Origin of the sequence: Streptomyces sp. NPDC051567 (assembly GCF_044454165.1) — a bacterium.
Taxonomy (GTDB): Bacteria; Actinomycetota; Actinomycetes; order Streptomycetales; family Streptomycetaceae; genus Streptomyces.
This window is the reverse complement of sequence record NZ_JBITDK010000002.1, coordinates 57,902-72,123: the sequence shown is the minus strand read 5'-3', so window position 1 is coordinate 72,123 and position 14,222 is coordinate 57,902. Positions and strand designations below refer to the sequence as shown.

Here is a 14,222-nt window from a genome sequence, read left to right as displayed (position 1 = left end):
ACACCGCGTACGCGGGGGGATTGACTGCACTGCTGACAGGCAGTCTCATAGGCAGTAACCGCCGGTAACCCACTGCGTAACCCACTGCGTAACGCAGTGCGGTAACCCACTGCGGCCATCCACTGCGGTTACTCACTGCGGTCATCCGCTGCGCTGGCCATCGCAGTGACCCCCTACTGCTGACTCCATGACGAGGAGGGCCCCGAAGCCATGACGACGGCAAGCGGCCGAGCCGTACTCAAGGACGCCCTCGGCCCGCTCAAGGACCGCGAACGGACAGCCGAGCGGCTGCTCGAATCCTCCGCCAGACACTCCTTCGACCCCGACCGGGAACTCGACTGGGACGCCCCGCCCGTCGACGGCAAATACTTCTGGCCGCCCGAACTGGTCTCCCTCTACGGCACCCCGCTCTGGCGGACGATGGGGGAGGAGCAGCGCATCGACCTCTCCCGCCACGAGGCGGCGTCCCTCGGTTCCCTCGGCATCTGGTTCGAGATCATCCTCATGCAACTGCTGGTCCGGCACATCTACGACAAGCCCGTGACCGACAGCCACGTCCGCTACGCCCTCACCGAGATAGCCGACGAGTGCCGCCACTCGATGATGTTCGCCCGCATGATCCGCAAGGGCGGCACCCCCGCCTACCCCGTCTCCCGCCGCAACCACCACCTCGCCCGCGTCCTCAAGACCGTCTCCACCACCCCCGGCTCCTTCGCCTGCACCCTCCTCGGCGAGGAGATCCTCGACTGGATGCAGCGCCTGACCTTCCCGGACGAGCGCGTCCAGCCGCTGGTCCGGGGCGTCACCCGGATTCACGTCATCGAAGAGGCCCGGCACGTCCGGTACGCCCGCGAGGAACTGCGCCGCCAGATGGCCACCGCCCCGCGCTGGGAGCGGGAACTCACCCGGATCAGCTGCGGCGAGGCGGCCCGCGTCTTCTCGGTCGCCTTCGTGAACCCGCACGTGTACGAGAACATCGGCCTCGACCCCCGCGAGGCGGTCGCCCAGGTCCGGGCCAGCGGCCACCGCCGCGAGGTCATGCAGACCGGCGCCCGCCGCCTCACCGACTTCCTCGACGACATCGGCGTCCTGCGCGGCGCCGGCCGCAAGCTGTGGCAGAGCTCGGGCCTCCTGCCCTGACCCCCCGGGGGCCGCGCGGTCCCCGGGACCTCCCCCTGCTGTGACACTGGTGGGGTGAGAAGCCAACCCACCCCCTTCGAGGGCGGCCCGATGGACGGCCGCGTCCTCCCGGTCCTCCTCGGCCCGACCGGCCACCCCCCGAAGTGGTACGAGATCCCGGTCCCGTCCCCCGACGGCGCCCCGACGGTCCTGCTCTACGAACGCGTCCCGTCGGGCTACTCCAAGCGCCTCGGCCTCCAGAAGGGCTGGAAGTACGCCTACACCCCCTCCGGCCACAAACCCCGCCCCCGCTGGCCCTGGACCAAACCCCCTCGCCCCTGACCCCACCCCCGCACCCTCTCGCGGACGGGGAACGCCGGACGGAACCGAGACGGCAAACGCCCCGCAGGCGGGGGCCATCGGTCGGGACCGGACGGACGGGGAACGGACAACCGGGACGCTGGCCCAGGCCACAGGCCAGGCACGCCCCAGGACGGGGACGGGGCGGGGTGCGTGCCGGGACGTAAAACGTGATGTGTTGGCGCGTACCCCGCCCGCGCCTCCCACCCGGCGCAGGGCGCCATAAATCATGAGTCCCGGCACGCACCCCGCCCCCGCCCCCGGCCCCCCCCCCCCACCCCCCCCCCCCCCCCCCCCCCCCCCCCCCCCCCGCCCACCCCCCCCCCCCCCCCCACACCCCGCCCCCCCCCCCCCCCCCCCGCCCCGGCACCGGCCCCCACCCGAAGCCCCACCCCGAAGCCCCCGCCCCGCCCGGCCAGGGCCAAGGCCGCACCACCCCGCCAAGGCAAGGCCAAGGCCCGGACCCGCCCCGCCCGGCCAGGGCTACGGCAGGGTCAGTACCGCCTCCGCCCCGCCCCCCGCCGCCTGCCGGAACACCAGCTCCGCCCCGATCGCCCCGGCCTGCCCGACCGCGATGGTCAGCCCGAGCCCGTGCCCCTTCACCCCGCCCCCCGGCTCCGTCCGGAACCGCTGCGGCCCGTGCGCCACCAGGTAATCGGGGAACCCGTCCCCGTGGTCCCGCACCGTCACCACCGGCCCGTCCACGGTCAGCACCACCGGCCCCCGCCCGTGCTTGTGCGCGTTGGTGACCAGGTTCCCCAGCACCCGTTCCAGCCGCCGCCGGTCCGTCTCCACGTGCGCGTCCCGGACGATCACCACCTCCGTCCCGGCCTCGGCCTCCGCCCCCGCCGCCCGCACCACCCGCCGCACCAGCCGCCCCAGCTGGTGCAGGTCCGTCTCCACCCGCTCGCTCCCGGAGTCCAGCCGGGAGATCTCCAGCAGGTCCTCCGTCAGCTGCCGCATGGTCCGTACCCGCTCCCGCACCAGCTCTGTCGGCCGCCCCTCCGGCAGCAGCTCGGACGCCGCGTGCAACCCCGTCAGCGGCGTGCGCAGCTCGTGCGCCACGTCCGCCGTGAACCGCCGCTCGCTCAGCAGCTTCGCCTGGAGGCTGCCCGCCATCGTGTCCAGCGCCCCGGCGACCGTCGCCACCTCGTCCTGGTGCAGCGAGGGGTCCTTCGTACGGGGATCACCCACCCGCGCGTCGAGGTCCCCCTGGGTGATCCGCCGCGCCACCGTCGCCGTCTGGTGCAGCCGCCGCGTCACCCGGGTCACGGCGAACGCGCCCACCAGCAGCGTCCCGCCGATGGCCAGTACCGAGGAGCCGATGATCGCGTTGTCCAGCCCGCTGATCGTCCGCGCGCTCTGGCTGTAGTCGACGGCCGTCGCCAGCGCCCGCCCGTCCGCCGGAGCCGCCGCCCACATCGTCGGACGGCCCTGGTGTTCGGCGACGACCGTCCCCCGGTGCCCGCCGGCGGCGAGCGCCCGCAGCCCCGCCGGGAGCCCGGCGGGGTCCAGGCCCGTGTCCGGCGGCAGGGCCTCGCCCGACTGGTACAGGCGCGCGGCGTCGGAGAGCCGGGCCAGCGCCTTCTCCCGCGCCGTGGCCACGGTCTGCCGGGCCACCTCGACGTGCACGAGGACTCCCAGCACCACCGCCAGCGAACAGCACATCCCGACGATGAAGCACATCGACTTCCAGGTCAGCGTGGCGGTCCAGGCCGGCAGCCGCCGCCTCACGCCCGGCTCCCCGCGCCCGCCGCCGCCCCCGCGCCCGGCCCCGACGCCGGCGGCGCGGGCACCCGTACGATCTGCTCGCGCGTCGGCAGCATGGCCCGCTGCGTCTCGTCCCAGGACCAGGCGGTGATCAGCTCGTAGCCGTTGTTCCCGCTCGGTACTCGCAGGACCACGTCCTGCCCGGCGAGTTCCACCGAGATGACGGCCTCGGTGGTCGCCATGATCCGGTTGAGCCGGCCGCGCGCGTCCGCCGTGTAGACCCGTACGGACATCGTCGTGTCCGGGAAGGCGATGCCGACGACCAGCTCGTCCTCGCCGTTGCCCGTGAGGTCCCGGTAGTACGGCGCCAGCACCGGGCACGCCCCGCGCCCCGGGCCGCCCCGCGCGCACGCGGCGATCGCGTCGGCGGTCTCCCGGGGCATCCCGTCCGGGCCGACGGTGGCGTCCGGCCGGGCCCGCAGCTCCGCCTGGACGAGGGCCACCGGGTCGACCAGGTGCACGTTCCGGTCCGGGACGGGCGGGATGCCCGTGACGTACTCCGGCGGCGCCCCACCCGGGTCGGCGGGCGGCACCACGGCCCCCTCGCGCTCCGGCCACAGGTGTACGGGCCCGTTCACCGCCGGGGTGGCCCCGGCGTCGGCCAGGCCGCCCGTTCCGGAACAGCCCGCCAGCGCCGGTATCACCGCCACCGGCAGGGCCAGGGCGAGCAGGACGGAGAAGGCCGCGCGGAAGGGGAAGGTACTCACGGCCTCCTCCGCCCTCCTGTCCACGGTACGACGCTCAGTCGCATCAACCTTATGCGGAGGTACGCCCTTTTTGCCGGGAAGTCCACCCCATGGACGAGGCCTGTCCGGCCTGTCCGGCCTGTCCGGCCGGGCCTGTCCGGGCCGGGGCGGGCCGGGCCTGTCCGGGCCGGGGCGGGCCGGGGCGGGCCGGGGCGGGGCGGGCCGGGCCGGGGCGGCCCTGTCCGTGTCCCCGCTCGGCGTCAGCCGTCCGTACGACCCCGGCGCAGCATCGCGAAGCCGAGCCCGGCGGCGCCGACCGCCGCGATGCCGCCGCCCGCGGCGAGCAGCAGCACGCCCTCGCCCTCCCCGTCCGCCAGCGTGTCCAGGCGCAGCGCCCCGGCGGTCCCGGCGGCCAGGGCCCGCCCGTCGCCCGTACCCGCGTCAGCGGAGGTGAGGGCCCCGGCCGGGTCCGGTCCGCCACGGGTGCCGGTCTTGAACCCGCCACCGTCGATGGCGTGGCCGCCACCGGGCGCCGGGGCCTCGCCCAGCCAGGACGAGAGCCGCCCGTCCGGCCGGAGCGCGGCGTGCAGGTCGCCCGCGCCACCGAAGCCGGTGACGCCGTCCCGGCTGGTCAGGCTGGCGGCCTTGATGCCGTCGGCGGTCAGGATGTCGGCCTGGTGGACGCCCGGGGCGATCCGGTAGACCTTCGCGGTGGAGACCCCGTCCGCGAGGGAGAGCGTCTTGACCAGCACCCGCTGCGAGGCCGAGGCGGCGGGCACCCCCTCGGCGAGGGCCACGCCGGCCGGCAGGGCCAGCAGCCCCCCGGCGCACACGGCCACGGCGGCGGCGCGGACAAAAGTGCGACGGCTGTGGCTGACGGTGCTCACGGGGAGTCCTTCGGTGCGGGGGCGGGCCCAGGTCGGCACCACCGTAGGCGTCGGCCATTGCGGTAGGACCGTGGTCTTGTAACAGCGAGGCCGCGAACTCCCCTCGGAGTCGTTACACACCCCCACCACCCACCACCGCCCCTCCCGCCCCACCACCGCCCCTCCCGCCCCACCACCGCCCACCCGTGCCCCGCAGCCCCGGCCCCCGGCCCGGCGCGAGGCGCCCGGCTCGCCCGGCCCGGGCCCGGGGGCGTCCGGCGACGACGCCCGGGGGCGCCGAGACCCGGCCCGGCCCCTCGGCCTCGGCCTCGGCACCCAGGCGGCGGCCCGCCTGCACTCCAAGACCCCTGCCCTGCCCTGCCGGGGCCCGGCTCCGGCCCGGCTCCCGGTCCAGGCTCCGGCCCTGCCCCGGCGCGCCCTGCGCCCGGGGTGTTGCCGCGCCGGGCGCAGCCCGGGTCTGCGGGGTCCGGGGCGCAGCCCCGGGAAACGGGAAGGGGCGGGGTGGGGAACAGCGCCGCAGGCCCCGCCCACCCGCAGGCCCCGCGCACCCGCAGCCCCGCCTCACCCGCCGCCCGGCCCAGCCGCGCCCCCGCCGCCCCGGCCGTGCCCGTCGCGGAGACCCCCTCAGGCGGAGGCCCGCTTGCGCGGCGCGGCCTTCTTCGCGGCCGACGCCGTCTTCCGGGCGGCAGCCGGCTTCGCGGCGGCCGAGGCCGCCCCCGACCCGGCCGCCGCAGCGGCCTCGGCCGCCCCACCCGCAGCCCCCTTCTTCCGCCCCCCGGTCCCGGTCCCGGCTCCGGCCCCGGCCTTGGCACCCGTACCCCTACCCGTACCGCTCCTCGCCACCGTCGACTTCTTCCCGCCCACCGCCTTCGGCGCGGCCCCCGCCACCCCGGCCCCGGCCTTGGCGCCCGTCCCCGCCTTCCGCCGGATCGGCGTCACCGCACCCGACCCCGTACGACCGGAACCGGCCCGGGCATCGGAGGCGGCACCGGCGGCGGCCCCGGAACCCGCCTCCCCCCGGGAAGCCTTCGCCGCGCGCACGCTCCGCTCCAGCGCCGCCATCAGGTCGATCACCTGCCCGCCGGCAGGCTCCGCCGTCTCCTCCGACGGCCCGCCCGCGGCGCCCCCCGCCTTCGCCGCGATCATCGACTCCAGGGCCTCCCGGTAGCCGTCGCGCAGCGACCCGATCTCCACCTCGCCCAACGTCGCCATCAGCGCGTCCGCCAGGTCCAGCTCGGCCTCCCGTACCGGTACGGAGACCTCCGGCGCCACCCCCTCCGGCGTCCGGATCTCGTCCGGCCACAGCAGCCCGTGCATCGCGATCACGTCGTCGACGACCCGCAGCATGCCCAGCCGCTCCCGCCCCCGCAGCGCGAACTTGGCGATCGCGACCTTCCGGCTCCGCTTCAGCGCCTCCCGCAGCAGCGTGTACGGCTTGGCCGCCGTCGCCCCGTTCGCCGCCAGGTAGTACGCCGCGTCCAACTGGAGCGGATCGATCTCGTCGGCCGGTACGAACGCCATGATCTCGATGGTCCTGGCCGTCGCGAGCGGCAGCCGCGCCAGGTCCTCGTCGGTGATCAGGACGACGGACCCGTCCGCCTCCTCGTACCCCTTGCCGATCTCGGCGGCCGGCACCTCCTCGCCGTCCAGCTCGCACACCTTGCGGTAGCGGACCCGTCCGCCGTCGGCGAGGTGGACCTGACGGAAGGAGATCGAGTGGCTCTCGGTGGCGTTCACGAGCTTGACCGGGATGCTGACCAAGCCGAAGGAGATCGCACCGTTCCATATGGATCGCATGGTTCCTCCATGAACCACGCGATCCGTCATGAATCACGCGGTTCCTCCTGTTTCGTGGCAATCTCATCGTATGACGCCGATCACACGGGTGGAGGGGCGTCGTCTCGTGCTCAGCCATCTCGACAAGGTCCTGTACCCGGAGACCGGCTTCACCAAGGGCGAGCTGCTGCACTACTACGCCACCGTCGCGGACGCCCTCCTCCCGCACCTGCACGACCGGCCGGTGTCCTTCCTGCGCTACCCCGACGGCCCGGACGGCCCGCTCTTCTTCACCAAGAACCCGCCCCCCGCCACCCCCGCCTGGGTCCGGACCACACCGGTGCCCCGCTCCGACTCCCGCTCCCGCTCGGACTCCCGCTCCCGTTCCGGCTCCGGTTCCGGGGGGCTCTCCGCCGAACAGGTGGTCGTCGCCGACCTGGCCACCCTCATGTGGTCCGCCAACCTCGTCGTCGAGTTCCACACCCCCCAGTGGCCCGCGGGCCGGCCGGGCGTCGCGGACCGCATGGTCCTCGACCTCGACCCCGGCCCGCCCGCCACCGTCGTCGAGTGCTGCGCCGCCGCGCTCTGGCTCCGCGACCGGCTGGCCGCCGACGGCCTGGAGACGTACGCCAAGACCTCCGGCTCCAAGGGCCTGCACCTGGCCGTGGCGCTGGAGCCGACCCCGTCCGCGCGGGTGTCCGCGTACGCGAAACGGCTCGCCCAGGAGGCCGAGCGCGCACTCCCCGGCCTCGTCGTCCACCGCATGGCCAGGGACCTGCGGCCCGGCAAGGTCTTCGTCGACCACAGCCAGAACGCCGCCGCCAAGACCACCGCCGCCCCCTACACCCTGCGCGCCCGGCCCCGCCCCACCGTCTCCGCGCCGCTCTCCTGGGCAGAGGTCACGGCCTGCCGGACCCCCTCCGACCTGGTCTTCCTCGCAGACGACATCCCGCCGAGGCTGGCCCGCGACGGAGACCACTTCGCCCCGCTGACCCAGCCCGGCCGGGCCCGTCCGCTCCCCGGGGCGGCGCCGTGATCCGCGTCGCGCTCGCCGCCCCCGTCCGTACGCTGCCGCACGGGCCGGGACTGGCGTACGAGCCGAAGTTCGACGGCCACCGTCTGGTCGTCGTCCGCACCGAGCTGGAGGTGGTGCTCCAGGCGCGCTCCGGCCGGATCGTGACCGCCGCCTTCCCCGACCTGGCCGCCGCCGCCCGGCTGCTGCCCGCCGGGACCGTCCTCGACGGCGAGGTGGTGATCTGGCACGCGGGCCGCACCGACTTCGCGCTGGTCCAGCGCCGGGCCTCGGCCCCGGCCGCGCGGGCCGCCGTACTGGCCCGGACCCTGCCCGCCTCCTACGCGGCCTTCGACGTCCTGGAACTGGCCGGACTGGACCTGCGCGGACGCCCCTACGAACACCGCCGCGCCCTCCTGCTCGACCTGCTGCTCCCGCTCGGGCCGCCGCTCCAGCCGGTGCCGATGACGACGGACCCGGACCTGGCCGCCACCTGGTACGAGACCCTGCCCGCCAGCGGCATCGAGGGCCTGGTCGTCAAACGGCTGGACCAGGGCTACCCGGCGGGCCGGCGCGGCTGGCGCAAGCTGCGGCACACCCAGGTCCGGGACGCGGCGGTGGTCGGGTACACCGGAACCCCGCGCGAGCCGCTCGCCCTGGTCCTCGTCCTGGCGGGCGGCGACGGCACCCTCCTGGTCTCCAGCCCCCTGCCCGCTGCCCTGCGTACGGAACTCCGCGCGACCCTGACCGCCCGTACCCCCGGGGGCCCGGGAACCGTGACCACTCCCACTCCTACTACCGTGACCGCGATCGGCCTCGGCGAGGTGCCGTACCACCCGCTCGACCCCCCGCTCACGGCGGAGGTCCGCCACACCTCGGCCCGCCACCCGCCCCCGCAGGTCCTGCGCCTGCGGACGGACCTCTGACCCGCGCCGCTCACCGGCACGGGTCAGAGAACTGCTCCAGCGGGTCTCCGCAGGTCAGGCGGGTGTCACGTCGCCCCCAGCGGAGGTCCTCCCACCGGCGGCATGGTCGGGGGCTGCTTCGACTTCGGGTTGGGGTGCTCGTACCCGGACTCCCGCTCGGCCCGTACGTCCTCGGGGTGGGCGGAGGTCCGGGAGCCGAAGTTGCCGTACCCCTGCATCTCGTGCGGCCTCAGCCCGCCCTCGGGAATCTCCACCGGCTCCCGCTCCTCGCGCACCTCGTACACCGCACCACCGTCCGGCAGGTGCGGCTGGCTCTCGCGAGTGGGGGGTGCGGGCTCGTGCGCCCGGACACGCTTGCCCAGCCAGAAGCCGCCGAGCAGGAATCCGACCACAGCGAGCCCGACGACCAGGAACCACGCAATGCTGCCCAGGGTCGCGTTCATACACCCATTTTCCCGCACTTTGGCAGAAAATGCCCTTCTGGAGTCGAATGTCTTGACCGTGCCCGGTTCCTACCGCGCCGGTTCCGGGGGAGCAGCCACGGTGGTCCGTCCGGGACGAACAGCGCAAGACCCGGCCCCTTCCTCAGGCCGCTTTCCCGGTGGTTCCACTCGCCTGCCGCCGCCGGCTGCCAGAGGGGTTAGGGCTGCCCGGCCGCCGCGACGGGAACGGCGGTGCGGACCAGGGACCTGAGCTTCTCCCGCGTCTCGGGGTCGGTAGAGTAGACGACCGTGCCCACCATTCCCCGAGTCAGCAACACCTTGTAGGTGTTCCGGATCAGACGGTCCACATCGGCGTCGGGCGTGGCTTTGGTGAATGCGGGGTCCTTCGACGCGCTGCGGTCGACGACCCATCGGTCGGTACGCCAGACAAGGTCCGGACCGAGAATCACGCCGCTCCAGTCGTACTCGAACCCTTGGGCGGTGTAGACGCAGCCGACCTGGCCGAATCCTGCCGGATCGGTGGCCCACAGAGCCGCAGGGGGTGCCCCCAGCACGGCCCGGTCTCCGTACACATTCCAGGGGCGGGCCCAGTCGCCGATCACCACGTCGGCCGGCAACACGGGTCGGCTCGGGTCGAGCTGGGTGGTCCACCGCCAGCAGTATCCGGCCGACATGCGCGCTTCGTAGCCTTCGGCCTGGCGCGCCGTAAGGAATTCTTCCAGTTCCTGTGGACTGTCGACCGTGTCCAGCACTATCAACCCGTCCGGCTCCCATTCAACAGGGCCCGTCCCCTCCAGACCCAGCAGTCGCACAACCCAATGGAGGTACGCATCACTGCCCCCGCACCGGAACTGGCTTTCCAGGGAGATCACCTGGCAGTCGAGTTTCTTCGCTGCAGCGACGTCCTGGATCTGCTGGACCGTCCCCATCTCACCAGGACGTACGACCTGGTGCTGGTCCAGAAGGAAGACGGGTACACGAGCGGCGTCGATCAGCTCCTCGATCTGTGCCCGTCCGCTGCGGAGTTCGGCCTTCGTGTAGCGATTGGCCGAGGTCTTGCGGATGCGGTGGGCCTCGTCGCAGATCAGCACGTCAAGGCTGTTGCGCTCAGCGGTCATGAAGCTGTTGAAGTACTTGAAGAGATCTTGTACCTCACGCTTGCGCGCACCGGCGACTTTCCGCATCGTCTTGGTGAAGGACTGAGAACCAGTCGCGTGCAGTGTCGGGATTCCGCGCCGGTACAGCTCTCCGAGCAGTGAAAGCGCAATCACACTCTTTCCTGATCCGGGGCCGCCCGTCACCACGACCACTTGCTTGTGGTCGGAAATCTGAGCCTTGCGTACCGCGGACAGCACCAGTTCATATGCGAGGCGCTGTTCGTCCAGGAGGACGAACTGCTCCCGCTCCCGTACCTCTTGTGCCGCGACCGACATGAGCCGGGTGGAGGGCCTGATCTTACCGTCGCACAGTGCGTCTGCGGCGGTCGCACCTGAAGCCGGCGAGAGCTTCGACCGGAGGAAATCCAGGAAAGATCCCCTCTTGTCGGAGGTGAAGAGCATTCCGCGGTCACTCGAGGTGACTGTCCGGAGACCGGCGACACCGAATTCGGCGGCATTGTGCAGATACACCGCACCGGTGATCCGGTCGGGGTTCTGTGAGAGTGCTCCGTTGAAAGAGGCCAGGTAGTCGCAGTACCCGCGGACCTGTTCGATCGGATTGAGGACGGGCCGCGGATACGCGTCCACCCGGCACAGCAGCGGGTCCTCGTCCTCGGGATGTGCCTCACTCCACTGTTTGAGCTCGACCACCACGTACGAGGGCTCTCCCGTGACCGGGTGCACACCTGCCAGCACAGCGTCTGCACGTTTGCTGGTCAGGGGCAGGCTGTACTCCAGAAGCAGCTCGACCTGCCCGAGGCCCGCATCGAGCAGGGCATTCGTCAGGGCGGGAATGCTGCGCTCCCACGAACGTACTTCCGCGGGGCTGGGGCGGTAACCGTGGGTGTGCACGAAGTTCTCGGTGAGCTGCAGGGCGAGCGAGCCCTCGAGATTCCGTGCAGCTATTGACGTGACGGACTCGCGAAGCAGCAAGGATTGCCCCCAGGCAGCACGAAGGAACTCGTGCGGGTGGGGGCGTGTCCTTCGAGACCCCGCAGAAGCGGAGCGGAAGCCCGTCGGGCCGCTGAGATGATTGCTTCGAATGCTATCGGAGGGGCCGGGGACGGTGGAAACGACCGGGGACATCCACCGCCCGGCGGGTGGCTCCCTACACTGATCGTCGACGGATGCGGACCGACGGGCTTCCCATGAGGACATGCCCCCACCCGCGCGAGCTTTCTCGTGCCCTGGGGGATCTACCTCATGCCTGCCCTGCTGCTGAATCTTTCGGCGAGCAACCTGCTCCTGCTTCATCGCCGACGACGCCTGCTCATCCCTTATCTGGCCGCGCGCCACGCGGAGATGTCAGGTTCCGAGGCGAGCGAAGGCGAGCAACGCGCCTGGGCGGAGAGCCTCATCGAGATGGCCTCCGAGCTGGTGGACGCCGCCCGGGGAGAGGTGCACATGCTTGTCGAGTGCAAGCCGGACGGGGCTCCGGCGCCGATCGATGTGGTGCTCGCAGGCCGGCATCCCGACACCGGCAGGGACTCCTTCACCCTGGTAGAGCTCAAGGCGTGGTCGTCGGTCACGCAGAGTGCGCGGCGGGACCGGAAGGTGGAGGTGCCAGGTCTGGGGCTCACGAGCCATCCTGCGGATCAGCTGGGCAGAACGTACGACTTCTTCACCGGTGATCACGGTCCGTTGAAGGGGCTGCAGATCCACTACGCGGGCTTCAGCTACCTGCACAACGCCGACGAGGACGCGGTGAGGGACCTCTTCGCCCCGGGAACCACCACGGGCCCGCACGCGCTCTGCTTCACTCGGGAGACCCGGGGTGACCTGCATCGCGAGCTCCTCCGCCAGTTCGATACGGGCTCAGGTGACTCCGCCGCCGAGAGGCTCCTGCAGCGCATGGGGGTACGGAACCCGCCTCTGCTCGACGCGATGATCCATTCCAAGGGGGAGGACACGGTCTTCACCCTGCGAGGCGAACAACAGCGTGCGGCCGATGCCATCCGGATGGCAGTGGAACGCACGGCCCGGTCGCCGAGAGCCGGTCTGCTGACCGATGCGCTCCAGAAGGACGCCGTGTTCATCATCCGCGGCGGTGCGGGCAGCGGAAAGAGCGCCATCGGCCTCGAAATCATGCGGCAGTTGGGCGCGCAGGGCCATACCGTCAGATACGCGAGCGGTTCCAGAGCTTTTGACGCAAGCATGCGGAACCATGTGGGTTACCGGGACACCACATTCCAGAACCAGTTCGTCTTCTTCAGTAGCTTCATCGAACCGCCGGCCGAGAGGCTGGACCTGCTGATCTGCGACGAGGCGCACCGGTTGCGCGAGCGGTCCACGAACCGTCGGCTCCCGGAGGACCGATGGGGCAAGGGGCCGCAGATCGACGAGCTCCTGGACGCGGCCGGGGTGACTGTTTTCCTGCTCGACGCCCGCCAGTCGGTCAGACCCAATGAAGTCGGCTCGGTCGAACTGGTGGCCGAAGCGGCGCGTCGTCGTGGTGTGGAACCGACGATCTTCGATCTCCAGGACCAGTTCCGTTGCGGTGGCAGCGACGCCTACCGCCGCTGGGTTCATGACCTGCTGGGATTCGAGGGCCGGAGCGGACGACCGTGGCAGCCGGACGGGCTGATGCACCTCGAAGTGGCCGACAGCCCCGAGGAAATGGAACAGACGATCCTGGGAGAACACCGATCAGGGGCCAGCGCCCGTATCGTCGCGGGCTTCTGCTGGCCCTGGAACAAGCCGAAGGGGCGCGTCCGGCGACTTGTGAGGGATGTTCGCATCGGCGACTGGCACCGTCAATGGAACGCCTGGGGGGACAGTTCCTGTGAGGGCGGGGCGCCACCCGCCAAGCTCTGGGGCGTGAAACCCGAAGGGGTTCACCAGATCGGCTGTGTCTACTCGTCGCAGGGTCTGGAATGGGACTGGTGCGGTGTGATCCTCGGGGACGACATGGTCTGGCGCGACGGCGGCTGGGTGTTCCAGCGGGGAAAGCGGCGGAGCGTGCGTCAGGTGAAGATCTGGCGCGTGCGCAAGGCGGGATCGCTCGACCCGGAGGTCCGCTCCGCAACCGTGGATCAAGACGTGTTCGAGGAGTGCGTCCGCAATGCCTACCACGTCCTCCTCACCAGGGGCAGTCGTGCCGTGGTCGTCCACTCCACCGACCCGCAGACACAGGAGTACCTGAAGCGGAAGGTGGGCGAGACGGCCCACGAAGACCTGCGACCGACATGGAAGAACCTTCCGCCGCCGGCCCGGCGGACGCGGGTCGTGCGCGGCCCCAAGAAGCGCACGGTCCGACTGCGTCAGGAGGTCCTCTTCTAGGCCGGTCCCGTTCCTTCCTGCGGGGGATAACATGGCCCAGCACGCCTGAAGAGCGGGCCGAGGCCTGGCCGATGGACTCCCGCGGAACATGATGGGGGCAGAGGCCGTGACCGGAACGAACACTGGATACACGTTCTACGTGGACGATTCCGGCATTCCTCAGGAGGGCTTTGCCCTGTACTCCTGGATCGGTGTGTCCGACGACGGGGCGACAGCGGCCGAGCGGTGCTGGCTCGACTTCCGTGCAGAACTCCACGAGGATCTCGGGGTTCCGGTGGACTACGAGATGCACGCGCACAAGTTCATCAGCGGCCGGGGGCGGCCCGGGGGAGCCAATCCGACCAAGAGCGATCGTCGCCGTGCCGCGCAGCGAGCGCTGGACACCATTGCCGGTCTGCCCGGCGTGAGTGTCGGGTGTGTCTACGTGCGGCAGCCGTATCGGTCGGCCACCCCCCGCAAGGCCGCATTCGACGGACTGCTCCGCACCCTGGACCGGCTCCTGTCCGAGCACGGCTGCGACGGCCGGGTGATCATTGACGGAGACGGCACGGACCCCATGTACGGGGACCGTCACTTCGATCTCGAACCGGAATGCATTCCAGCCGCTCCCACGGCTGTCCCCGCGCACGAGAGCACCTGGATCCAGATGGCGGACCTGGTCGCTTACACGGCTTGCCATGCCATCGCTCGCAACCCCGACCGCGAGTTCATGTGGCACTGGTACACCCGCCATCTGCCCAAGGCGGAAGGTCCCGTCAGTGTGTAGATCCGCGTCGGAGATCCTGGCCCACACATGACGGAACCCCG

At 71.9% G+C, this 14,222-nt stretch carries 12 protein-coding genes; 6 read left to right on the top strand and 6 right to left on the bottom strand.

Going from position 1 to position 14,222, the window contains the following annotated elements; all coding sequences use genetic code 11:
- Positions 1-210 precede the first annotated feature (210 nt).
- Both ACIA5F_RS02480 and ACIA5F_RS02475 read left to right on the top strand, forming a co-directional pair.
- Entirely contained in the window at positions 211-1,140 is a 930-nt protein-coding gene (locus ACIA5F_RS02480; protein ID WP_399348268.1) for a diiron oxygenase, read from the top strand.
- A gap of 54 nt (positions 1,141-1,194) precedes the next feature.
- Positions 1,195-1,461, top strand: a complete 267-nt coding sequence (locus ACIA5F_RS02475; RefSeq protein WP_399348266.1) for a hypothetical protein — start codon at positions 1,195-1,197, stop codon at positions 1,459-1,461.
- Between the two features lie 501 nt (positions 1,462-1,962).
- Here the strand turns inward: ACIA5F_RS02475 and ACIA5F_RS02470 are convergent.
- The 4 genes from ACIA5F_RS02470 to ACIA5F_RS02455 form a co-directional block, all read right to left on the bottom strand.
- Positions 1,963-3,213: a histidine kinase dimerization/phospho-acceptor domain-containing protein gene (locus ACIA5F_RS02470; RefSeq protein WP_399348264.1), complete on the bottom strand. Its 1,251-nt coding sequence runs from the start codon at positions 3,211-3,213 to the stop codon at positions 1,963-1,965.
- Positions 3,210-3,956 (bottom strand): hypothetical protein, encoded by a 747-nt coding sequence (locus ACIA5F_RS02465; protein ID WP_399348262.1) that lies wholly within the window; start codon positions 3,954-3,956, stop codon positions 3,210-3,212. The genes ACIA5F_RS02470 and ACIA5F_RS02465 overlap by 4 nt, the downstream gene beginning before the upstream one ends.
- A gap of 239 nt (positions 3,957-4,195) precedes the next feature.
- Complete coding sequence (locus ACIA5F_RS02460) at positions 4,196-4,822, bottom strand: hypothetical protein (RefSeq protein WP_399348260.1); 627 nt, start codon at positions 4,820-4,822, stop codon at positions 4,196-4,198.
- A gap of 624 nt (positions 4,823-5,446) precedes the next feature.
- Complete coding sequence (locus tag ACIA5F_RS02455) at positions 5,447-6,619, bottom strand: Ku protein (protein WP_399348258.1); 1,173 nt, start codon at positions 6,617-6,619, stop codon at positions 5,447-5,449.
- A 70-nt stretch (positions 6,620-6,689) separates the two neighbouring features.
- Here ACIA5F_RS02455 and ligD point away from each other — a divergent pair, with 70 nt between their 5' ends.
- Both ligD and ACIA5F_RS02445 read left to right on the top strand, forming a co-directional pair.
- Complete coding sequence (gene ligD, locus ACIA5F_RS02450) at positions 6,690-7,634, top strand: non-homologous end-joining DNA ligase (RefSeq protein WP_399348256.1); 945 nt, start codon at positions 6,690-6,692, stop codon at positions 7,632-7,634.
- On the top strand, positions 7,634-8,536 hold the full coding sequence (locus ACIA5F_RS02445) for an ATP-dependent DNA ligase (protein ID WP_399348876.1): 903 nt from the start codon (positions 7,634-7,636) through the stop codon (positions 8,534-8,536). Before ligD ends, ACIA5F_RS02445 begins: the two co-directional genes overlap by 1 nt.
- Before the next feature lie 65 nt (positions 8,537-8,601).
- Here the strand turns inward: ACIA5F_RS02445 and ACIA5F_RS02440 are convergent, their stop codons facing one another.
- Both ACIA5F_RS02440 and ACIA5F_RS02435 read right to left on the bottom strand, forming a co-directional pair.
- Positions 8,602-8,979: a DUF6479 family protein gene (locus tag ACIA5F_RS02440; RefSeq protein ID WP_399348254.1), complete on the bottom strand. Its 378-nt coding sequence runs from the start codon at positions 8,977-8,979 to the stop codon at positions 8,602-8,604.
- A 197-nt stretch (positions 8,980-9,176) separates the two neighbouring features.
- Positions 9,177-11,069: a DNA/RNA helicase domain-containing protein gene (locus tag ACIA5F_RS02435; protein WP_399348252.1), complete on the bottom strand. Its 1,893-nt coding sequence runs from the start codon at positions 11,067-11,069 to the stop codon at positions 9,177-9,179.
- Positions 11,070-11,339: 270 nt separating this feature from the next.
- Between ACIA5F_RS02435 and ACIA5F_RS02430 the strand changes: the two genes are divergently transcribed.
- Both ACIA5F_RS02430 and ACIA5F_RS02425 read left to right on the top strand, forming a co-directional pair.
- The gene (locus tag ACIA5F_RS02430) at positions 11,340-13,415 is read left to right on the top strand and encodes a DUF2075 domain-containing protein (RefSeq protein WP_399348250.1); all 2,076 of its coding nucleotides are present in this window, start codon (positions 11,340-11,342) and stop codon (positions 13,413-13,415) included.
- 139 nt (positions 13,416-13,554) lie between these two features.
- Positions 13,555-14,181: a hypothetical protein gene (locus ACIA5F_RS02425; protein WP_399348248.1), complete on the top strand. Its 627-nt coding sequence runs from the start codon at positions 13,555-13,557 to the stop codon at positions 14,179-14,181.
- The last annotated feature ends 41 nt before the right edge of the window (positions 14,182-14,222 follow it).